The organism is Marinospirillum insulare DSM 21763 (assembly GCF_000686905.1).
Lineage (GTDB): Bacteria > Pseudomonadota > Gammaproteobacteria > Pseudomonadales > Halomonadaceae > Marinospirillum > Marinospirillum insulare.
Map to the genome: position 1 here is coordinate 72,029 of NZ_JMLW01000010.1, position 22,840 is coordinate 94,868.

Consider the following 22,840-nt stretch of genomic DNA (forward strand, 5'->3'; position numbering starts at 1 on the left):
TCCTGTTTATTACCTTTAGTTAGGTAACATCACTTATTAACTTACTGGAAATATCCGCAAGGTTGATTATCTCATCGGCTAATCCAGCCTTAGCAATTGCCATAGGCATGCCGTAAATAACAGAGCTTACTTCATCTTGGGACCAGACAACAGAGCCGGTTTCTTTTAATATGCGAGCGCCTTCTTTACCGTCTGACCCCATACCCGTCAAGATTACACCAAGCACCTTTCCGGGGTAAACCTTAGCAGCTGAGCCAAAAGTTACATCAACGCTAGGTTTATAGTTTAAACGCTCATCACCAGCAAACACTCTAACAGTGCCACCATTACGTCTATCAACCATCATTTGCATGCCACCTGGCGCAAGCAAAGCTAAACCTGGCCTTAGCTGATCACCATCTTTTGCTTCTCTCACGCTGATTTTACATAGGCTATTCAGTCTTTCGGCAAAAGCACCCGTGAAAGTTGAAGGCATGTGTTGAATAAGAACAATGGGGGCAGGAAAGTTAGCTGGCAGTTGAGTTAGAACAGTTTGCAATGCCATAGGCCCACCAGTCGATGTGCCTATCGCCAATAATGAAAAGTGGCGTGGCTGGGGCTTAGGCTTAGGTGCAGGAGCAAGATTAGCCTTAGCTGTTGCACGATCGAGTTGTAACTGTTGCTGGCTTTTTTTTGCGTTTTCTCTTCGAGCAGCTATACGTTCTGCAAGACTTAATCGTCCTTCCGAACTAGGTTTAGCTATTGCGGATGGCTTGCTTATAGTTTGAGTTCTTGGAGCTTTTTTATTGGTTTGACCAACACCACTTTTGGCAACAGTTATAAGCCGCTCACACAACACCTTAGCCATTTTCTCTAGGTGGCGTGATATATCTTCAAAGTTTTTAGGTAGGTAGTCGACAGCACCAGCCTCTAAAGCATCTAAGGTTACTCTTGCACCCTCATGAGTGAGTGAGGAAAACATGAGCACTGGCGTAGGTTGTTTAGCCATTATTTCACGAACAGCAGAAATACCGTCCATTACTGGCATTTCATAATCCATCGTGATGACATCGGGTTTTAAGGTTAGCGTCTTTTCGATTGCTTCGCGGCCGTTAGATGCAGTACCTATAGCCTTCAAACGCGGGTCTGTTTCTATAAGCTCACAAACCCTTCGTCTAAAAAAACCCGAATCATCAACCACCAGAACGGTGATTGGCATTTTTATCTCCTGAACCTATTCATAACCAAATCAGCGACGGCCTGTATAGTGATTTAACAAGCCAGGAATATCGAGTATTAAGGCAATTCGGCCATCACCCGTTATGGTTGCACCAGCTAAACCAGGTGTTCCATGCAACATAGTGCCCAGAGGCTTAATAACCACTTCCTCTTGACCTATTAAGTCATCAACAACAAAACCTACCTGCTGATTTCCTATAGCAACCACTACCACATGCGCATCTTGCATTTCTTCTTTAGATATTTCGCGCTTAGCGGGATCTCTCACCAACCAGCGACGTAGATAAAAGAGTGGTAGGGTTCGGTCACGAATAATAATAACTTCATGGCCATCTATTTTATTTGCACGTGAAACATCTAGTTGGAAAATTTCATCAACGTTAACTAGAGGTAAGGCAAAGGTTTGGTCTTGCAGCTTAATCATTAGCGTTGGCATGATGGCAAGGGTTAAGGGCACCTTGATGATGATTTTACTGCCTTTGCCTAGCTCTGACCAAACGTTAAGCGTACCGTTGAGCTGTGAAATTTTTGTTTTCACAACATCCATACCTACACCACGTCCAGAAACATCGGATGCTTGTTCCTTAGTGGTAAGGCCTGCCGCAAAAATTAAATTAAATGCTTCTTGGTCGGTGAGCCTGTCTGCAGCATCTTGATCTAATTGACCTTTTTCTACTGCCTTACGCTTAAGAACTTCAGGATCCATACCAGCACCATCGTCTGCAATGGTTAAGAGTATGTGATCGCCTTCTTGCTCAGCCGACAAAATAACTTTACCCACCCGATCTTTGCCGTTTTTCTCACGCACATCTGGCATTTCAATACCATGGTCAGCTGAGTTGCGAACCAAGTGAACCAGAGGATCGGCAAGCGCTTCGACCAAGTTTTTATCTAGATCAGTATCTTCACCAATCATTTCTAGAACCATTTCTTTTTTCATGGACCTAGACAAGTCACGTATGATGCGTGGGAAGCGCCCAAAGACCTTCTTAATGGGCTGCATGCGCGTTTTCATTACTGAGCTTTGCAAGTCTGCAGTAACAACATCTAAGTTGCCTACAGCTTTAGCTAGTTCAGCATCTGCACTATCGGAACCTAGGCGAACAAGGCGGTTACGAACTAAAACTAGCTCACCTACCATATTCATAATTTCATCAAGGCGCGAAGTATCAACACGAACAGTGGTGTCTGCAATAGGTTCTTTACGCGCTGGAGCTTTTGATGCAACAGCAGGAGGCGCAGCTGGTTTAGCTGGGGGCTGAGGTGGCGCACTTGCTGCCTTAGGAGCAGCTTCAGGTTTAGCTTCTGACTTGGCTACACCTGGGCCTTTACCTTTACCATGCAACTGATCAAGCAGCGCATCAAACTCATCTTCTGTAATTTCATCACTCGATGCTGCAGGGGCAGCGGGTTTGTTAGCAGGTGCTACGCCGGGCCCTTTACCTTTACCATGCAGCTCATCTAGCAAAGCATCAAATTCATCTTCGGTTATATCATCACTGGCCGGTGCTGCTGTTTCTGTAGCTTTAGGGGCTGGTGACTCTTTTTCCATTGCCGCTCGATCTTCTGGGCTTAAAGCATTCAGTAAGCTTTCAAACTCAGTATCAGTAATATCACCACCAGCTTCTATAGTTTCACTAGATTCGGGAGATTGGTTAGCTGATGCTTCTTCTGTTGGCGAGCTAAGCGTTTCTTCACCTTCTGGCTGAGCATAGTAGGCAAGTGCGTCGATTAGAGCAGGGTCAGCGTCTTCTGGCATTTCGTCTGAGCGTACTGTCTCAAACATTTCATTAACAGCGTCTAGTGCACTTAGCACTGTATCCATTAATTCCGGGGTTACTTGACGTTGATTTTTTCTAAGCGTATCAAATACGTTTTCAGCATTATGACAACACTCAACAAGAGGGGTGATCTGTAAAAACCCAGCACCACCCTTTACGGTATGGAACCCGCGGAATATAGCGTTAAGTAAGTCAGGGTCATTTGGAGACTGTTCCAAGTCCACCAACTGCTCTGAAAGTAGTTCCAGGATTTCACCAGCTTCTACAAGGAAATCCTGCAGAATATCCTGATCTGCGTCGAGACTCATCCATCGGCTCCTTTAAAACCCGAGACTGGAGAGAAGATCATCAACTTCATCCTGTCCTGACACAACGTCAATGCCATGCTTCTCTGCATTGATTACAGGCCCATCTGGAATCTGCTTGTCGATAATCTCAGTGTTTTTATCAGCATCCTTAGGTTGGATACCCGTTATTCTATCCACTTGACTAGCCATTTTTACTAAATGAACCAGACTGTCTTCTACTTCATGTACCAGAGTGATTACTTTTTTAACAACTTGACCCGTTAGGTCTTGGTAATCTTGTGCCAAAGTGATCTCACTAAAGTTACCACTAAGTACACCCGTCTGTCGTTCAGTTTCTACCAAAAAGGTATCAATGCGCCGATACAGGTCTCGGAATTCCTGTGGCTTCATTTCTCGACGAATCAGACGCCCCCACTCTTGACGCAACAAAGCAGCTTCTTTACCTAGCTCACTGGCAATTGGCATGCTTTCTTCTACCTTATCCATCGTGCGGTTTGCGGCTTTTTGGGTAAGGTTAACAATATAGTTAAGACGGTCAGTGGCATCAGCCATCTCAGAAAGTGCTTCATCCCGATTAACTGTTGCTTGGGTATCTAGCTGAAAGCTTCTTATAGCATCATGCAGGGCACGAGTTAATTGCCCTACTTGTTGATACAGATCTTTGCTCCGCGCATCATTGATGGTCTGCAACAAGTTAACAGCATCGGCAAGAGCGCCCTGCTCAATTTTATCAACCAGCTCGCCGGTTGTATTGCGCAGTAGCTCTTCAAAACTTCCCGGCACTTCGTTTTGCTCAGACATGCATCTACCTTGGCTCTATAAAAATTAAGAAAAAGCCATTATTTCTGGATGCGCTCAAAGATTTTTTCAATCTTTTCTTTTAATACAGCTGCAGTAAAAGGCTTCACAATATAACCATTAACACCAGCCTGCGCCGCAGCAACTATCTGCTCACGCTTAGACTCAGCAGTAACCATTAGAATTGGCAAGTCTTTCAAGTCTGGATCGGCACGCACATGCTTTAACAGGTCAAAACCTGTCATGCCAGGCATATTCCAATCCGTTACTAAAAAATCATAGTTTCCGGAATTCAGCATAGGTATTGCTGTAAGACCGTCGTCTGCTTCAAAGGTATTGTTAAACCCTAAGTCACGAAGCAAGTTTTTTATGATCCTTCTCATAGTAGCAAAATCATCGACAATGAGAATCTTCATATCTTTATTCAAGGCAACCTCCGTTAAACCTTGCAAACAGCGGTAATGATATTAGTAGAACAATACCTAAAGAGAGGCATGCTATACATTTTTCCAGTCGGCAAGCCTTCCGCGCAACCGCGCTGCAGCTTGACTAAGAATCTGGCTGACCCGAGACTCACTCACATTCAGAATGGCCCCAATCTCTTTCAGATTCAGTTCTTCGTTATAGTACAGAGAAAGTACCATTTGTTCACGCTCAGGCAAAGCTGAAATTGCATCGGCCAACGATTCCTGAAACCGCGATTCTTGTACTTCAGCGTAGGGCTCTTCCGCATTTTGATCGGGAACCTCGTAAGCTGAATCTTCTTGGCTGTTTACTTCCTCAAAACTAAACAGCCTAGAACCTGCAGTATCGGCTAGATACTGATTATACTCTTTTAATGTTACACCCATTTCATCTGCTATTTCATGATCTTGGGCATCACGACCTGTACGGCCTTCTATTGCTCTTACCGCTTCACTAACACGACGACTATTTTTATGTACTGACCTAGGCACCCAGTCTTGTCGGCGCACCTCATCTAGCATTGCACCCCTAATGCGTATAGATGCAAAGGTTTCAAAACTAGCACCTTTTTCTGCATCAAAGTTACGCGATGCCTCTATTAACCCCATAGATCCTGCTTGCAGCAAATCATCTAGCTCTACTGTGGCGGGCAAACGACCTAGTAAATGGTAGCCAATTTTGCGTACCAAAAGCGAGTGCTTCTCTAGCAATTTAGCATCTGCAAGCTGCTGATTGCGGGAGTAAATATTAAGACCCTTGGTTGCTGTCATTTATTAAGCTCACTCACTATCCCTAGGTTTCTTCACTGCGTTCTACATCTCTAACAAATCTTGCCAGAATGGATGTAGGGCTTGCTAGCTGAACATCATCCGGTATTTTTTGACCATTGGTTAGGTAGCTAACCGGAAGCCGTTTCTCTAGCACTAAGCCTAGCACTTCACCTAGGTGCATGGCTTCATCTAATTTGGTTAATATACACCCATTTAAGCCTGCCTCTCGGTAAGCATCATAGGTATCTAATAAAACCCTTGCCTGACTGGTTGTAGGCAAAACTAAAAAACGTCGAATACGTGCCTGAGCTGATGCCAATAGATCAACTTGTGTTTGCAAGTTGGGATCACGCACATTTAATCCTGCTGTATCTATCAATACAAGGCTTTTTCCTCGTAGAGATCTAAGTGTCATATCTAGGGAGTTGTTTTCATCTACTACCCTTACGGTAACACCTAGTATACGACCAACAGTACGTAGTTGCTCATAAGCTGCTATGCGATAACAATCGGTTGTCACTAGAGCCAAACCATCTGCACCATGATTCAACACATAACGTGCAGCCAACTTACTAATAGTGGTTGTTTTGCCTACACCTGTTGGCCCTAGCAAGGCAACAACACCACCTTTATCAATAAACTCTTCGTCTAGCGTTTGAACTTCACCTTTCAAACGGTCTAATATTTGCTGCCAAGCGGTTTTGTTATCACTCTCAGGATTTATTTTAACCAATTTTAACAAGCGCTTGATATAGGTGTCACTAAATCCTGCCATAAGCAAACGATTACGAACTAAAGCTTCAGCAGGGTTGCGGTAAGAATCTTGTTCACGCATTTGCTCTTTAAGTAGGTCACGCAAACTCTGTATTTCAGATTGCATAGCCTGCATAGCTTGATCACTAGCTGAATGCCCACCTCTGGTAACTGGTGGCGAATAATCTTCGTAACTGGAAGGCGGAGCATCCATGCCTTCACTATAACCGTCTGACAAAATTCCGAGCTGCCGCACACGAGCCTTTCTTTGAAAAGCATTTTCGCCGCCCGTATCGAAGCTGGCTCCTGATAAGATTCGCTGGCGTGCTTCATCTAGCTCTCGCTGCAAGGCTTCACCTTGATCAGCACTTTTAAGTGCATCTGCTACATTTCTTGGACTAGCATCGCCGTCATAATCTAGTGCACAAACAATTTCTACACCATTATCAACTTTTTTATTAGAGAGGATAACAGCGTCATCGCCTAGCTCATCACGAACTTGGCGCATTGCTTGCCTAGAATCAGCACCAAAAAAGCGTTTTACCCTCATCAACGAACCTCTTATGCCTCTACTACTAACACCTACTGACCAATAGTTGCCACGATAGTAATTTGTTTGTTATCAGGTATTTCCTGGTAAGAAAGCACATGCACATTCTGAATACCATAGCGCACAAACCTAGCCATAACTGGCCTAACGGGTGCAGCTGTTACTAGCACTGCTGGATTACCAGCCATTTCCTGCTGCTGTGCAACTTCACTTAAAGACTGCTGTAATTTTTCTGCCATAGCAGGCTCAAGTATCAACTGGTCAGTTTCACCACCCTGTTGGGCTGCCTGCTGCACACTCTTAAGTAGTAATTGCTCTAACTGAGGCTCTAGCGTTATTACGGCTAGATGCTCACTTGGCCCAGTAATCGCTTGTACGATAGAGCGAGATAAAGCTACACGCACAGCTGAAGTTAGCTGTACAGGATCTCGTGTTGTGTGCGCCGCCTCAACTAAAGACTGGGCAATGGACCTAAAGTCTCTAACCGGCACCTGCTCTGTTAATAAGTTCTGTAGCACTTTCAGCAAGATAGATAGAGTAACACTCTCCGGCACTAGCTGCTCAGAAAGTTTTGGTGCAGTTTGCGCCAACATATCAAGCATTTTATGCACATCATCATGACCAATAAGCTCGTGTGCAAAATCATGCATTATTTGGTTAAGCTGTGTTGCTATAACTGTACTAGCATCGACTACAGTATAACCCAGAGTCTGGGCTTCTTCTCTTTGACTAGAGTTAATCCATACTGCCTCTAAACCAAACGCTGGATCACGGCCTTTAATACCGTTGATAGGGCCATAAACTTGCCCTGGGTTTATAGCCATCTCTCTTTCTGGATGCACTTCGGCTTCGCCCACTGCCACCCCTTTAAGAATTATACGATAACTATTCGGGGTTAAGTCTAGGTTGTCGCGTATGTGTACTGAAGGCATTAAAAAGCCTAGGTCTTGAGATAGCTTTTTTCTTATCCCTTTAATTCGCCCTAGCAACTGACCACCTTGGGTTTTATCAACTAAAGGAATTAATCGATAGCCAACTTCTAGCCCAAGAAGGTCAACGGGCGCTACATCCTGCCAATTCAATTCTTTTTGATCTACTACGTCTGGGTCTGGGGTCATAGGCAACTGACTTGCAACCTGAGCAGCGGCAGCCTCTTCGGCCAGTTGTTTTTGCTGCATACGAAATATTAGAAACGCACCACCACCCGCCAGAGTAGCCAAACCTAAAAAAGCCAGATGCGGCATACCGGGTATTAAGCCCATAATCACCATTAAGCTAGCCGCAACAGCCAAAGCCTTAGGCGTGCCAAACATTTGTGAAGAAATTTGCGTAGAAAGGTTTTGAGTTGAGTTAACTCGGGTAACCATAATTGCAGCAGCAACTGATAGCATTAGTGAAGGAATTTGTGCTACCAAGCCATCACCAATGGTTAACAAAACATAACGCTCAGCTGCTAAAGCAAAGGATAAATCGTGCTGAAACATACCAATTAATAGGCCACCTATCACGTTGATGACCAAAATCATAATACCTGCTACGGCATCACCACGAACAAACTTACTGGCACCATCCATTGAACCGTAGAAATCGGCTTCTGAAGCTATGTCTTCACGACGATTCTTAGCTTCTTCTTGGTCAATTAAGCCTGCGTTAAGGTCAGCGTCAATGGCCATTTGCTTACCCGGCATGGCGTCTAGGGTAAAACGAGCACTCACCTCTGATATGCGCCCAGCACCTTTAGTGATTACCACAAAATTTATAATCATCAAGATCATAAACACTATGGCGCCCACCACATAGTTACCGCCTATAAGTACAGCACCAAAAGCCTCGATAACCTTACCCGCAGCATCACCACCCTCATGACCATTAAGTAAAACAATACGAGTGGAAGCAACGTTAAGCGCTAAACGTAATAGGGTGGCAACAAGCAAAATGGTAGGAAAAACGGCAAAATCTAAAGGCCGCATAGCATAAACGGCCACTAGCAAGATCACGATTGCAAAGGCAATATTAAAAGTAAAAAATACGTCCAATAAAAACACTGGCATAGGCAGAGTCATCATGCCTAGCAAGCTTAAAAGCAAAATAGGAATACCTACCTGGCTTTGTACTAGAGTTCGTAAGTGTTTTTGAAACTGAGTTCGATCCATGTATCACCTGGTTTAGCACACAAATGTCAGGCAGCCCGACATTACCGCCGCAGAAGTATGCCAAGATCTGTCCATGAAATAAACTCATGGAATATATCCATAATTAGTAGTTTTGTAAGTTAGCCCTCACCTGGGTCTAAATCAGGTGGTACTTCTACCTCAGTTACCTTAGCAGGCTTCTTAGCTTTACCTGCTTTATGCTGCTTCATTTGGAAAACATAAGCTAGCACTTGTGCAACAGCTTTATAGAGCGCTTGAGGTATTTCTTCACCTATCTCGGTTGAATAATAAATTGCCCGAGTTAAAGGCGGTAACTGCAAAACCGGGATTTGATAATGATCTGCTATCTCGCGTATTTTTGCAGCCAAATGATCACTACCCTTAGCTAGTACACTAGGGGCAGCATTACCCGATTCATCGTATTTTAAAGCAACAGCATAGTGCGTTGGGTTAGTAATAATAACATCTGCATCTGGAACATCTGACATCATACGCCTTTGTGCCATTTCCATTTGCATTCGACGAATACGACTTTTAACCTCTGGTTTACCTTCGGTATTTTTATGTTCGTCTTTAACCTCTTGCAGTGTCATTTTTAACTTTTCAGTGTGCTGATGGATTTGCCAAGGTACGTCTATAAGCACCACCACAATGAGTGACGCGCTGATCGCTACAAAAGACCAAATAATTAAATAGCTCCCTTTTGCTATAGCAGCTTTAAGCGGCATGGCACCCAGGGTGGCAAACTCACCCCTCAGACCCCAAATAATAACAAAAGAAACCCCAGCAACTAACAGAACTTTAGCGACCGACTTAACAAACTCAACCAGAGAGTTCTTAGAAAAGATTCGCTTAATACCAGAAATTGGGTTCAGCTTACTAAACTTTGGTATGAGCGCTTTTCCAGTAAAGTTCCACCCACCAATCACTATTTGTGACAAGGCACCGACTAAAAAAAGAACAATTAAAAAGGGTAAAACCACCCAGAGTGCACGCCAAACTGAACTGGTAAAATGCGTAAACATTGCATCATGACTGGTTACATCAAAGCGTGTTAAATCAAAATTAAAAGCAAACAGCTCTAAAGCTTTAACACCCATCCATTGACCAAAAATCAAGAGTGCAAAACCACTAGCTAACAATAAAGCAGCCGTAGTGAGCTCTTTAGACCGAGCAACCTCACCATCACGCCGCGACTCCTCTTTACGTTTCGACGTGGGTTCTTCTGTTTTTTCTTGACCATCTTGGTTTTCTGCCATTATTTCAGCTCCAACCAGACTCTAAGTAAATCAAACACATCCCTTGCCATACGATCGTAATGAAAAAGGTACTCAGTACTCCACATCCACAACTCTAACAAACCTAAAATCATCATTACTGGAAAACCAATAACAAAAATATTTAACTGTGGAGCCGCTCTGGTCACAACACCTAAGGCAATATTAACAACTAATTTAGCTATAATAATTGGCATTGCCATCAAAAGAGCACCAGCAAATAACCAACCACCCTGAACTGCTATCATCCAGGAGCGTTCTCGTGTTAAACCCTCCCAACCAACGGGAATAATTGTAAAACTTTCAGCTAGGGTATAAATAACAACCAAATGTCCACCCGTAGCCAAGAAAACCAAATTGGTTAAAATCAAGGTATATTGACTTAGAACAGTAACATTAACACCACTGGCTGGGTCTGCCATTTGCGCCATACCCATACCTATTTGCATAGCAACTATTTGCCCAAAAATAATAAATACTTGAAACAAAAGCTGTACTAAAAAACCAAGGCTGACCCCTATAAGAATTTGTTGGGCAACTAACAACCAGGTTTGAGGTGACAAGGCATCGGTTACGGGTACAGGTGGCAATAAAGGTAGCAGTACCAAAGTAAGAAAAAATGCCAACCCAATACGCACTTGAGCTGGCACCATATTCGCCCCAAAAATTGGAGCCACCATAAAAAAAGCACCAATACGAAAAAAAGGCCATAAAAAGCTACCTACCCAGGCCGTTAATTCAGCATCGGTTAAGCCAGTCATTTAGCCACCCTAACCAATCAGATAGGGAATATTTTGTGCGAGACGTTGAAAAAACTCCATCAACATCCGCAAAATAGTAGGACCAGCAATAATAAGCGCTAGCAAAGTAGCCATAAGGCGCGGTAAAAAGCTAAGTGTTTGTTCGTTTATTTGTGTGGCCGCTTGAAAAACTGCAACGATCAACCCCATTAAGAGGCCGGGAACAACACCAATTAAAACAATGATAATAACAAGAAAAAGCGCTTCCCGTAAAAGATCGACTGCAACCTCAGGTGTCATTTAAAGCCCCCAGTTATTAATAGTTTAGCAGTAAGGCTAATAACCATAACTTGCTGCCAGAGTACCCATAACCAAAGTCCAGCCATCAACCAAAACAAACAACATTATTTTAAAGGGTAAAGAGATAATGATAGGCGATAACATCATCATACCCATAGCCATCAATATACTTGCCACCACCATATCGAGTATTAAAAAGGGAATAAACAGCATAAACCCTATTTGAAAAGCTGTTTTTAATTCACTTGTAACAAAAGCAGGCACCAGCACCACAAAGGGTACTTCTTCAGGCGACGCTATAACATCATAGCCACCAATGCGGGCAAACATATCCAAGTCAACTTCTCGTGTTTGCGAAAGCATAAATTCTTGCAGAGGCGCTCTGGCTAAATTAACCGCTTCTAACGGACTGATTTCTTCTGCTATATAAGGTTGCAAGGCTTCAGCATTCACCTTTTCCCATACGGGTGTCATGATAAAAAAGGTTAAAAAAAGCGCTAAACCCAAAACTATTTGGTTAGAGGGTGTTTGCTGCAAACCTAAAGCTTGTCGCAAAATTGCTAAAACTATAATAATACGAGTAAAGCTAGTCATCATAATCAGCATAGACGGCAAAAGCGTCAGAGCTGTCATAATGGCTAAAATTTGAATGGTCACCGAATAGGTTTGGCTGCCATCTTCATTGGGCACCATTCGTAAAGCTTCTATACCTAAGGGGTCTGCAAAAACCTGGCTAGAAAAAACGAATAAGAAAACCATAAATGAGAATAAAACTAACCGACTTGTCCATTTCATTTGCTTCCTTTCTCCTTGGAGTCAGTCGTTGTAGCTTTATTCTTTACTAACCAATCTTGCATAAACTGCTTAAAAGCTGGCTTAGTATCTTTTTTTGCTAGATCAATAGGGGTTTTTAATTCATGTAGGCAGGTTATTTGCTGGCTAGTAACACCTAATAAAAGCTGTTCTTCTCCCACCTGAACCAATAAAAGTTTTTCTCGACTACCCAAAGATGAAACAGCTAGCGTTTGTATAGCGCTCGAACTCCCTATAACCCCAGGCGCTAAGCGCATACGCTTGGCAAGCCAAGCTAAAGTAAACATTAGTAGCAAGACTAAAAGCAAACCAAGGAAAACACGTGTTGCTAAAGCACCCGTACTCGCAACATTTGGCTCAACACTTGCCAATAAAGGCTTGGCAGCAAACAAGAAAAACAGCAAACAAGAGTTTCTTGTTTGCTGTTTTAGATAAACAACCCTTTTTGCTAGCATAGCTATCAACGTAAACGCTTAATACGCTCCGATGGACTGACTACATCAGTCAAACGGATACCAAACTTCTCGTTCACCATAACAACTTCACCATGAGCTATTAAAGTACCATTCACCTTAACATCTAACGGCTCGCCAGCCAGCCTGTCTAGCTCAATTACAGAACCTTGGTTCAGTTGAAGCAGGTTACGTATTGCTATTTCTGTGCTACCAACTTCCATAGCAATATTGACTGGGATATCCATAATCACTTCAAGATTAGGGTTATCGCCATCGAAACCTACCGAATCATCTTCTAGGTATTCTAAAGGCGCCGATTGAATATCATCTTCTGATATTTCATCTTCAGCGTCTGCAGTTGCCTGTTCTTCTAAAGCTGCACCCCAGTCATCGTCCTCTTGGGTTTCTGTTTCTGCCTGCTCATTCATAGCAGCTTCCCAATCATCACCGCCAGACTCATCTAGTGCTGCAGCCCAATCATCATTTTCTTCTTCACTCATAACTAATTCCTAACTAACGTCAAATAAAATCAGCGTACCAGCCTAATCTGTTCTTTTACTTTTAATGCAAGGTTTTCACCCGAACGACCCATCTCACATTTAAAGACAGGCACACCGTTTGCCAGCAAAGTTACACTATCTGGCATATCAACTGGAATAATATCTCCAGCTTCTAAGTGAACTATATCTCTGAGGGTTAGTGCTTTATCTACCACTTTCACATCTAACGGAATTTTGGCTTCCATAATGTCAGCACGTAAAGCCCTTACCCAGCGTTCATCAATGTCATCTACATCTGACTGCACACCTGAATCTAGCTCTTCTCGAACAGGCTCTATCATTGAGTAGGGAATAGTGACATGCAAGTCGCCACCACCGCCATCTAGCTCAATATGGAAGGTGCTAACCACAACGACTTCACTAGGGCTTACAATGTTGGCCATAGCAGGGTTAACTTCAAAGCCTATGTATTCGAAATTAAGTGGCAAAACTGTCGCCCAGGCTTCTTTTAAATCAATAAAAACCTGTTCTAAAACTTTTTGAACAATTCTAATTTCAGTTGGAGTAAATTCGCGACCTTCAATTTTGGCATGACGACCATCACCACCAAAAAAGTTGTCAACCAATTTAAAAACCAACTTGGCATCCATCACAAAAAGCGAAGTACCTCTGAGTGGACGTATTTTTACCAGGTTAAGGCTAGTAGGAACATATAAGGTATGCACATACTCACCAAACTTCATAATTTGTACGCCACCTGAGGCAACGTGAGCACTACGGCGCAGCAAATTAAATAGACTGATACGCGTATAACGAGCAAAACGTTCGTTGATCATTTCTAGCGTAGGCATACGCCCGCGTACAATTCTATCTTGGCTGGTAATATCATAACTTTGTACACCAGCCGCATCTGCATCGGTTTCAGATGGATCAGGAAGATCATCATCGTCAACACCATGCAGCAGTAGGTCTATTTCATCCTGCGAGAGTAGATCCTGTACTGCCATAACGCCCCACCTTGTCAGTCAAATAGCTTTAATACTAACTACTGCATTACAAAATCAGTAATCAGCACTTCATCGATCTTCATGTTTTCACGATCCATAACTTCCTGCACAACCTCGTAGGCACTCATTTGTAGTTGTAGCTTACCTTCGGGCGTTTGCATCGTTTGGTAATCTTGCTTAGTAAACAGTCTATTAAGATTGTTTTTTAGTAAGGGCATATGCTTTTCAACAGCTAAGGCGATATCAGCACTTTCTGTTTTAATTGCTAAAGATGTTTGCATAAAACGCTGCCTGCGGTCAGATGAAACCATAGGAGCTACAAATGGCTCTTCAAACGAATAGTAAAAAGACGTGCTTTTAGTTGGTTTATCTTGAGTTGCGCTAGTTGACTGCTCACCATCTTCACTAGGCTCTCTGTCTAAAAAATAGAGAGTACCACCTACGGCTAGCGCACCAATAATAGCTAAACCTATAACTAGGCCACCAATAAGCAAGAGTTTGTTTTTCTTTTCACCTTCAGCCATCCGCCCCATCTCCTTTCAATTACTAACCACTAGTTAATCATTTAATAATACTTAGATGCTAAGCGTAGTAGTCTATCAGACCTAAAGGCTGTGGTAAGAGTGGTATTTTCATCTCTTCAGCAGACTCTTCTTCACCGCTACTTAGTCCCGAACCAGCAAAGTGGCCTGAGCCTTCTTTCTCTTGATCTTGACCCGAAAAGGACTCCTCAGATACCTGAGCATCTGCAAGCATCAAACCTTCGGCTTCCATCATTTCACGTAGCTTAGGTAAAGACTGCTCTAAAAGCTCACGCGCATGAGCGTTTGGAGCCTGGAAAACGACCGAGGCTTGCTCACCCTGCATACGAATTTGCACCCTAACACTACCTAAACTTGGGGGATCTAAGCGCATTTCTGCAACTTGTAAATTCTTAGCATTCATCATACTAATACGACTAGCCAAGGCTTGAGCATTAGACTCTGCAGCAGCCTGCATCATCATAGGCATACTAGTAAAGCCTGCCGCCATTCGTGCCACTGTTTGTGTTCCCGCACCCGCAGCCTGTGTACCACCTAACCCCATTCCAGCCGCTTGTAACAATTGATTGAGTGCTTCACCACCTGCACGAGCTACGCCTTGAGCACTAGCCTTACCTAAGTTACTCACTAGCTCATTTAACTTAGCCTGTTTATTTAGGCTTTCATCACTTGCTTGCTCTTTACTACTAGACTTATCAGCTAGTTCCGTTAAAGGTGAGCTTGCTTTAACTGCAGGCTCTCTCGCTACTGCTAGTGGGTCGCTGGTACGCGAAGATGGGGCCTCAGCTAGCAGCTTTAATTCACCTGGCGCACCTGCTTGAAACTGAATGGCTGCCACACGCTGAAAATCTATATCTGCTGTTAGCAAGCTTGATAGCAGGTCTGAGAAACCACCGGGAAGACTTAGTTCATCTAAACTTACTTGCTGAAGTTCAGCCAAAAATGCTTGCAATTCTGGCGGCATGCTAGCTAATAGCTGTTGAGGATCTTCTTCTAGCTGTTGCTTTAGTTTCTCTAAAGCCTCTGGCGATAAACTTGCAAACCATTCAGCTACTTCATTCAGAATTTGCTGTTGATCATCCTCTGGTAAAGCGGCAAGAAACTTCCGAGCCTGATTACTAATCGGCAAAGACTCGCCACTCTCACTTTCTTTATCAACTACTAGCTTTTCATCTGGTGCTGAATGTCGATTTCTATCAACTGCCTGAATAGTTTTGTCTGCAGAAGAAGTTTTATTATTTTTTTTACTTAATTCTTCTTGTGAGTGGCTGGCTTTATCAGCTACAGGCTTAACAACTTCGCCTTTAGATGAATGAAGCTGCTTTTCTAGCTGGCCTTTAAACTCGCTAGCTTCCACCCTTGGATTGGTTGGCTTAGTAGGTGCTGGCTGTAGATTGCTAGCTTTTGAACCAAGTAAAAAATCAAGTCTTGCAGTGGTATTCATTTATTTACTTCCTAGTTTCAACCTGTAAACAGGGTTAAAAAACACTCTAACTAGGTTTAAGCAGGAATCATGCCAAGAGCTAATTTCTTCTTGAAGCACTTAGGCTATTAAACTCATCAAATAGTTTTTGTTCCTGCCTATTAGCTATAACAGCTTCTTCTTGACGAGCTGCTTCCATAACACTTCCTATTGCTTTGGCACGTGCCTGAGTTTTTATCCAATGCTCAGTTACCTGAGCTTTTTGTTCTTCTAATAATTTAATTTGTTCATTTTGCTGAATTTGTGCTGCTTCCAAGCGCTGCACAAACAGTTGATAGCGCATGACTGCCTGCACGTCCATTTTTCTACCCGGCTCATCACCACCACGCATTAATTGCAGGTACTCAGTTTCGTAGTTTTTTAATTGCCCATGGGTTGCTTGTTCAGCAGCAATTTTACTATTTAAATAACCTAAAGCTCGTGCTGCTTCATCAACCTTACCTTGAGCTAGCTTTAAAACGGGTTGTAAACGTTTTTCACGACTCATTTAGCCACCTAATCTCTAACCACCTAGCCTTCAGATGCCAACTGCATATTTTTCGCAAGCAGTTCTAAGCGCTGATTGCTAGTTAATAAATCTAGCTGCTCATCTAGTCCCTGCTGCAAGAATTGACGCATAACAGGCATCAGCGCGATAGATAAATCTATTTCTTGGTCGCTACCCTGAGTATAAGCACCCACACTGATTAGGTCTTGATTCTGTTGATATTTAGCATAGAGCTGTTTAAAGCGATATACACGTGCTAGGTGCTCACTAGTAACAATTTGCGGCATAGCACGACTAATTGAAGCTTCTATATCTATAGCAGGATAATGCCCTTCTTCTGCTAAGCGCCGCGATAAAACAACATGCCCATCTAAAATAGCGCGAGCTGCATCAGCAATGGGGTCTTGTTGATCATCACCCTCTGTTAAAACTGTGTAAAAGGCAGTGATAGACCCCTGTCCTTTTGCAGCATTACCCGTGCGCTCAACTAACTTAGGTAGCATCGCAAAAACAGAAGGCGGGTAACCCTTGGTTGCAGGTGGTTCGCCCACAGCAAGCGCTATCTCGCGTTGCGCTTGGGCATAACGAGTAAGCGAATCCATCAATAAAAGTACCCGCTTACCCTTGTCTCGAAAATACTCTGCAATACTGTGAGTTAACTGAGCAGCTCTTAGCCTCATCAAGGGTGCATCGTCAGCTGGAGAGGCAATAACTACAGAGCGAGCCATGCCTTCTGGCCCTAGAATTTTTTCAATGAACTCTTGTACTTCTCGACCACGCTCACCTACTAGCCCAACCACGGTAATATCAGCTTGAGTAAAACGAGTCATCATACCCAGCAATACAGACTTACCCACACCACTACCTGCAAACAAGCCCATACGCTGACCTTGACCAACTGTTAGCATGGCATTAATTGCACCCACCCCAACATCAAGTGGAGAATCTATTGGGTGACGATCAAGTGGGTTGAGAGTTTTACCATTCAGGCTTGCTTCACCATCAACTTCTAAAGGGCCTTTATCATCTAAGGGGCGACCATAACCATCAAGCACACGTCCTAACAAACCAAAACCAACAGGAACATTCATTGCTTTTAGGTTAGGCGTAACCCTTGCACCAGGACGCAAACCTTCAGCATTTTTCAATGGCATTAAAAATATATTTTCACCTGAAAAGCCAACCACTTCAGCTTCCACTGGCGTACCCGTCGTGGATTCAATATCACAGTAAGAGCCAACAGGAAGGTTGCAGCCAACGGCTTCAAGTGTGAGACCAACCATACGCACCAAACGCCCCTCAACTAAAGGCTCATCTTGAGGGATGTTTTTTTGATGGCTTTTTAGGCGCTCTGCTAGGCTTAAATTAACCATTTTCGTCGCTGGGCTTGTTATCGAATGAGGTGTCTGAGGGGTTGTCTTCAGGTTCTTGCAAGTCATCTAACCAGGTACTTTCTAAGACATCTTCAAGGTAGCGGTCATCATGAACAGATTCGGGTGCCCAGTTTTTTTCTGTGGATTCAGCTTCCTCTGCAACCAACTCATCTTTCGGCTCATCAGCTTGACTAGCTGAAGTAGCTGTTGAGTCAGCTAACATTGCTTCAAACTCTGTCTCAGCAGCATCCACTTCAAACTCATCTAAAAACTCATCAACTTCGTCTGAACTAGCTTCTAGGCTTTCTTCAGGCAACTGATCTTCGGGTGGCAAATCAGCTAAATTTTGCTCAACCTCTAAGGCATCTTCTTTACTAACTGCTTGGTTATCGCCATTTTGAATATTGTTAGGTGAAGCATCTTGGCTTATTTCACTATCTAACGTTTCTGTATCTTCATTGGGTTCTGCAAGATCAGGTTCATTAGCTAAGGGTGGCTCGTTATTACTAGTCATTGTAGAAGCAGCCGACTCACCCTCATCTTTAGTAAGCGGTGATAGGTTTTGTTCATGACGGGGTACTTTGCCCCGCTGTAAGCTCACTTGAGCAACAGGCTCTGCTTCAACTTCTGCTTTTTCTTCTAAAGCAGAGGTTTCTTGGTTAGCTACTGCTTCTTCGGTCTGCTGCTCACTTGCTAGTTCTGAGTTGGTGTCAGTTATAGCTTCTGGCTGCTGCAACTCAGTCGCTCTAGGTTCAGTAAAAACAGCTTCATCTAGTGGCGGGGTATCAGGTGTGGATAATACATCATCGGGGAGAGGCTGGTGGTTATCTAGTGTTGACTGGTAAACACCGCCCACTAACTTATCAATTATTTTTTTGTAACGGTTTTCTAGAGTGGAATCGACCAAGCTTTGCAGGGTTTCAATTTTAACTCCACCAAGCGTTACTTCTGAATCACCTACTAAGCGGTATTCTTCTAGTAAATCTTGACAAGCAGCCTCAGCTAAATTCAAGTCTTCAGGATTAAGGAATATTCTTAATCTTTGATGACCAACGGGTAAGGCCGCTACTGCTTCTTGCAACACCTCTGACAAGAAGCTTCTATCTATTTTTATTTCACGACGTAAAATTGCACGGCAGACCAGATCAACTAAAGATAAAAGCGCACTCTCTACTTCATTATCTAAAGCAGCTATAGGTCCTTGCAGCTGTTCTATTAAGCTTTGTAGTCTTGCTAGTTGTTGATCAACTTCTTGCTCAGCCTGGTCTAGACCACGTTGATAACCAACTTGAAAACCAGCTTCCTGCCCAGTTTCTTCGCCTTCTTGGTAACCTGTTGCTCGACCTGCTTCCTCACCCTCAGTTTTTCCTTCAGAAAAGCCTAGAGCATAACCTTCTTGTCTAGCCTGCTCTTTTATAGCCTCTATCTCTTCATGGCTAGGCATCACCGGCTCAACCACTTCTTCAACCTGTGACTTCTCTTCTTCCTGAAGCTCCGTCAACCTTTGGGCAATACGTCGCTTAACACCGGTGAGATCAGGCATCTCCCAGTGGGTATAAGCAACATTTTCACTAACTGGAATACGCTTTTTGCTTTGCACTTAACCTACCTATTAAGTCGACAAAAATACCAGATTTAGACCATCTCATCCCCGCCAGAGGCAAGGTTGATAGTCCCATCATCTGCAAGGCGACGCGCCACACCCAGCACTTCTTTCTGGGAGCTTTCCACTTCACTAACTCTAACCGGGCCTTGCGCTTCTAAGTCATCGCGCAACAACTCTGCTGCACGCTTAGACATATTTTTGAATATTTTTTCCTGAACCCTACCTTCCGCACCTTTAAGTGCAAGGGTTAGTGTCTCAGGCTTAACTTCACGCAAGAGTATTTGTAGATCTTTGTCATCAAGGTCTGCAAGGTTGTCGAATACAAACATGAGATCTTCAATCTCTTCACCCAGGGTTTCGTCAATTTCTTTAATAGCATCCATTAGCTCACCCTCAACATTGCTATCAAGGTTGTTCATAATGTTGGCTACTACCTTAACGCCACCCATACTGGTGGTTTGTGTACCACCTGAGCCAGAGAACTGTTTTTCCAAAATATCGTTTAACTCTTGCAATGCTTGTGGCTGAACAGATTCTAAGGCTGCAACACGCAGCATTACATCTAGCCTAACTTTAGGATCGAAGAAGCGAATAATTTCTGCACCTTGATCTGAATCTAGATAAGAAAGAACGATGGCTTGAATTTGCGGGTGCTCAAAACGAATAATGTCCGCAACTGCACGTGGCTCCATCCATTTCAAGGTATCCAAACCAGTGGTGTTACCACCTAGCAGGATACGGTCTATTAGACCATTAGCTTTATCTTCACCTAAAGCTTCACTCAGCATACGGCGAATGTAACTATCTGCGCCCACTCCCAGACCGGTTTGTTCACCGACATTTTCTAGGAAGTCGCCCAATACTTCTTCAACATCTGCACGACTAACATTTTGCAGTTGTGACATGGCCAAACCAATTTTTTGAACTTCTTTTGGCCCCATGTGCTTAAGCACCTGCGCTGCATCTGTTTCGCCCAGCGACATTAAAAGAATTGCTGCTCTTTCTAAATTAGAAAGATTTTCACTATAGAGTTCGTCTTCACTCATCGCTAGATACCCAATGGCGTACTACCTGAGCCACCCGTCCAGGGTTCTCAGCAATCAAGGCACGAATAGCATTCAACTGCCGCTCATAAAGATCACTTGGCGGTGCCAAGAGGGGATCATCGGAAGCACTTAGCGTTACCTGATCATCCGAAAGCCCATCATCTAAAGGTGCTAAGGAGTCCAGCTCGGAATCATTAACATCTTGGTCTGAACGTGTTGCTAGGTTACGTAAAATTGGACGCAACACACCAAAGATAAGGATTAAGACAAAAAGCCCTGCTAACACCTGCTTAGCCAGCTCCCATACCCAAGGCTGCTCCCAAATAGGAAGCTCTGGTATTTCTTCAACTGCACCTTCAATAAAGGGCGAGTTAATCACACTAACACTGTCGCCTCTAGCAGCGGAATAGCCCACAGCATTACGCACCAAAGAAGTTAAGCGTTCTAACTCACTTTCACTCCAGGGTTGACGCTCTGCCTCGCCTGTTTCAGGATTTCTCTGAATAAGGTCATCTATCACCACGGCTACGGTAAGGCGAGCAATGCGACCTGTATCGTTGCGTGAATAGCTTAAAGTTCTATCTAGTTCAAAATTACGTGTTGCTTGTGATCGCCTATTAGTGGGCGTTTCAGTTGCATTGTTGCCTGTGGCTTCTTCTGGTGCAAAACCATCTTGGGGAGGCTGATTAGATAAAGCACCCGGAATACCTAGAGGACCAAAATCACCGCCACGCTGCTCGTCCACTGTTTGTTCGCTGCGTATAGCTGGCATATCAGGGTTGAACTGCTCACTACTTTGCTCAACCTTGGTAAAATCGACATCAACAGAAACCGCTGTTTGGAAACGTCCAGGGCCTGCAACAGGCTCTAAAATTGACCTAATGCGCTCATTAATACGCTGCTCAACCAGGCGGGTATGCTCTAGCTGTTTAGCCATAGCCTTGTCAGCTTCATTTTCTTCTTTTTGAGAAAGTAAGTTGCCACGCTGATCGACTATGGTGACATCTTTGATATCCATTTCTGGAATGCTAGATGACACTAAGCGCATGATTGCATTTGCTTGGGTTGCATCCATGCTTCTGCCAGGCGTTAGACTTAAAAAAACTGACGCTGACGGCTTGCGTTGATCACGCAAGAAAACCGATTGGCGGGGTACAGCAAGGTGCACTCGAGCTTGGCGCACGGCATCTATACTAGTGATGGTTCTAGACAGTTCACCCTCAACGCTTCGCAAGTAGCGGGCGTTTTCCATAAACTGACTAGTACCTAAACCTTGATCGCCATCTAGCAGCTCATAACCCACCGTATTAGGTTGGCTAATATCTGCTCCAGCCACCTGCATTCGGGCACGATGAACATCGTCTTCTTTAACCAGTAAAGCACCTGATGAAGGGTCTATTCGATACTTGATTTGGTTTCTTTCTAGTATTTCTACAATAGCCGAGGAGTCCACCTCATTAAGGCTGGACATTAGGGGGCGGTAGCTATCTGACTGAGACCAGAGAACAACAGCGAAGCCTAAAGCTATACTGGCAGCAAAACCTACTAGTAGCGCCATTTGACGCAAAACATCTAACTGATTGAAGTTAGAAAACATAGCCTCTGCTTTGCTACCACTCTTCAATAAGCCACCAGTTTTTTGCTTATCACTCTTGGCCTGACCTGTAGCAACACCGCTAGCCTCTGGCTGGACAGCTTCAGGCAGATTTGCTGCATCTGACTCACTGGCCACATTGGCAGGTGCATTTTCCATTCATTAACCCCAGTTAATCCATTCTGACAATACAGACATTAGATAGGCATCCGCATAATTTCTTGATAAGCAGTAACCAAACGTGTTCTTACCTGCGACATAGCTTCAAATGCTACTGTTGATTTTTGAGATGCAATCATAACATTTACAATATCAACATCAGGGTCACCCATTTCATAGCGGGTACGTAAATCACCTGTTTCTTTTTGTTGATCATTTACCTTATCGATTGCTTGCTTCAACATGGTTGCAAAAGATGGAACTTCTTTCACTTCAGCAGCAGAGTTAACCCCAGCAACTGAATTGACCCCACCTTCTTGCAAGCCACTAACTAACGGCTGCAAACCCATAGACGATGAATGCATACCACTGTTTATCTGTCCCTGCGCAGACCTTATTTGCGTCAACACACTTGAAATATCAGCTCGCTCAATCATAACAGCCTACCCTTTATACTCATGTTAATAACATGTAACTTATTCACTTAATCAAATATAATTAACCACACACCAAAAGATGGATTTTTTTTGCTTCCTGGATTCAACTCTCAAGTGCAACTCATTAAACTAGGATTGGATGGCAAGCTGCTGTAGCATCTTATGCTTTTCAATCGACCAAGAATGAGAAGCAAACATGAGACACTACACACAGCTCACCAGAGA

Annotated in this window: 22 protein-coding genes; all 22 read right to left on the reverse strand. The window is 43.6% G+C overall.

Going from position 1 to position 22,840, the window contains the following annotated elements; genetic code table 11:
- Positions 1-19 precede the first annotated feature (19 nt).
- The gene (locus BP27_RS0105620) at positions 20-1,198 is read right to left on the reverse strand and encodes a protein-glutamate methylesterase/protein-glutamine glutaminase (protein WP_027850720.1); all 1,179 of its coding nucleotides are present in this window, start codon (positions 1,196-1,198) and stop codon (positions 20-22) included.
- Between the two features lie 30 nt (positions 1,199-1,228).
- A complete protein-coding gene (locus tag BP27_RS0105625) occupies positions 1,229-3,307 on the reverse strand; it encodes a chemotaxis protein CheA (RefSeq protein ID WP_027850721.1) in 2,079 nt (692 codons plus the stop codon).
- 12 nt (positions 3,308-3,319) lie between these two features.
- On the reverse strand, positions 3,320-4,108 hold the full coding sequence (locus BP27_RS0105630; protein ID WP_027850722.1) for a protein phosphatase CheZ: 789 nt from the start codon (positions 4,106-4,108) through the stop codon (positions 3,320-3,322).
- 38 nt (positions 4,109-4,146) lie between these two features.
- Positions 4,147-4,521: a chemotaxis response regulator CheY gene (locus BP27_RS0105635; protein ID WP_425411878.1), complete on the reverse strand. Its 375-nt coding sequence runs from the start codon at positions 4,519-4,521 to the stop codon at positions 4,147-4,149.
- An 81-nt stretch (positions 4,522-4,602) separates the two neighbouring features.
- On the reverse strand, positions 4,603-5,340 hold the full coding sequence (locus BP27_RS0105640) for an RNA polymerase sigma factor FliA (RefSeq protein WP_027850724.1): 738 nt from the start codon (positions 5,338-5,340) through the stop codon (positions 4,603-4,605).
- 22 nt (positions 5,341-5,362) lie between these two features.
- Positions 5,363-6,643: a flagellar biosynthesis GTPase FlhF gene (flhF, locus tag BP27_RS15355; RefSeq protein WP_036239490.1), complete on the reverse strand. Its 1,281-nt coding sequence runs from the start codon at positions 6,641-6,643 to the stop codon at positions 5,363-5,365.
- A gap of 32 nt (positions 6,644-6,675) precedes the next feature.
- On the reverse strand, positions 6,676-8,796 hold the full coding sequence (gene flhA / locus BP27_RS0105650) for a flagellar biosynthesis protein FlhA (RefSeq protein ID WP_027850725.1): 2,121 nt from the start codon (positions 8,794-8,796) through the stop codon (positions 6,676-6,678).
- A 119-nt stretch (positions 8,797-8,915) separates the two neighbouring features.
- The gene (gene flhB / locus BP27_RS0105655) at positions 8,916-10,055 is read right to left on the reverse strand and encodes a flagellar biosynthesis protein FlhB (protein WP_027850726.1); all 1,140 of its coding nucleotides are present in this window, start codon (positions 10,053-10,055) and stop codon (positions 8,916-8,918) included.
- A complete protein-coding gene (fliR, locus tag BP27_RS0105660; protein WP_027850727.1) occupies positions 10,055-10,834 on the reverse strand; it encodes a flagellar biosynthetic protein FliR in 780 nt (259 codons plus the stop codon). The genes flhB and fliR overlap by 1 nt, the downstream gene beginning before the upstream one ends.
- A 9-nt stretch (positions 10,835-10,843) precedes the next feature.
- Positions 10,844-11,113: a flagellar biosynthetic protein FliQ gene (locus BP27_RS0105665; RefSeq protein WP_027850728.1), complete on the reverse strand. Its 270-nt coding sequence runs from the start codon at positions 11,111-11,113 to the stop codon at positions 10,844-10,846.
- A gap of 36 nt (positions 11,114-11,149) precedes the next feature.
- Positions 11,150-11,872: a flagellar type III secretion system pore protein FliP gene (gene fliP, locus BP27_RS0105670; protein ID WP_281172131.1), complete on the reverse strand. Its 723-nt coding sequence runs from the start codon at positions 11,870-11,872 to the stop codon at positions 11,150-11,152.
- A 32-nt stretch (positions 11,873-11,904) separates the two neighbouring features.
- Positions 11,905-12,330, reverse strand: coding sequence for a flagellar biosynthetic protein FliO (gene fliO, locus BP27_RS15360; RefSeq protein ID WP_160169822.1), 426 nt, complete (start codon positions 12,328-12,330; stop codon positions 11,905-11,907).
- Positions 12,331-12,386: 56 nt separating this feature from the next.
- Positions 12,387-12,881 (reverse strand): flagellar motor switch protein FliN, encoded by a 495-nt coding sequence (gene fliN, locus BP27_RS0105680; protein WP_027850730.1) that lies wholly within the window; start codon positions 12,879-12,881, stop codon positions 12,387-12,389.
- A 29-nt stretch (positions 12,882-12,910) separates the two neighbouring features.
- Entirely contained in the window at positions 12,911-13,888 is a 978-nt protein-coding gene (gene fliM, locus BP27_RS0105685) for a flagellar motor switch protein FliM (protein ID WP_027850731.1), read from the reverse strand.
- A 38-nt stretch (positions 13,889-13,926) separates the two neighbouring features.
- Complete coding sequence (locus BP27_RS0105690; protein WP_051610363.1) at positions 13,927-14,412, reverse strand: flagellar basal body-associated FliL family protein; 486 nt, start codon at positions 14,410-14,412, stop codon at positions 13,927-13,929.
- Between the two features lie 58 nt (positions 14,413-14,470).
- Positions 14,471-15,874 carry a flagellar hook-length control protein FliK gene (locus tag BP27_RS0105695; RefSeq protein ID WP_027850733.1) on the reverse strand — a complete coding sequence of 468 codons (1,404 nt, stop codon included), beginning with the start codon at positions 15,872-15,874 and terminating at the stop codon, positions 14,471-14,473.
- A gap of 79 nt (positions 15,875-15,953) precedes the next feature.
- Entirely contained in the window at positions 15,954-16,400 is a 447-nt protein-coding gene (fliJ, locus tag BP27_RS0105700) for a flagellar export protein FliJ (RefSeq protein ID WP_027850734.1), read from the reverse strand.
- A gap of 23 nt (positions 16,401-16,423) precedes the next feature.
- On the reverse strand, positions 16,424-17,773 hold the full coding sequence (gene fliI / locus BP27_RS0105705) for a flagellar protein export ATPase FliI (RefSeq protein WP_051610366.1): 1,350 nt from the start codon (positions 17,771-17,773) through the stop codon (positions 16,424-16,426).
- Complete coding sequence (locus tag BP27_RS0105710) at positions 17,766-19,373, reverse strand: FliH/SctL family protein (RefSeq protein ID WP_027850736.1); 1,608 nt, start codon at positions 19,371-19,373, stop codon at positions 17,766-17,768. The genes fliI and BP27_RS0105710 overlap by 8 nt, the downstream gene beginning before the upstream one ends.
- Before the next feature lie 35 nt (positions 19,374-19,408).
- Positions 19,409-20,425 carry a flagellar motor switch protein FliG gene (fliG, locus tag BP27_RS0105715; RefSeq protein WP_027850737.1) on the reverse strand — a complete coding sequence of 339 codons (1,017 nt, stop codon included), beginning with the start codon at positions 20,423-20,425 and terminating at the stop codon, positions 19,409-19,411.
- On the reverse strand, positions 20,418-22,178 hold the full coding sequence (gene fliF / locus BP27_RS0105720) for a flagellar basal-body MS-ring/collar protein FliF (protein ID WP_084324523.1): 1,761 nt from the start codon (positions 22,176-22,178) through the stop codon (positions 20,418-20,420). The genes fliG and fliF overlap by 8 nt, the downstream gene beginning before the upstream one ends.
- A gap of 38 nt (positions 22,179-22,216) precedes the next feature.
- On the reverse strand, positions 22,217-22,615 hold the full coding sequence (gene fliE / locus BP27_RS0105725) for a flagellar hook-basal body complex protein FliE (RefSeq protein ID WP_027850739.1): 399 nt from the start codon (positions 22,613-22,615) through the stop codon (positions 22,217-22,219).
- Between the last annotated feature and the right edge of the window lie 225 nt (positions 22,616-22,840).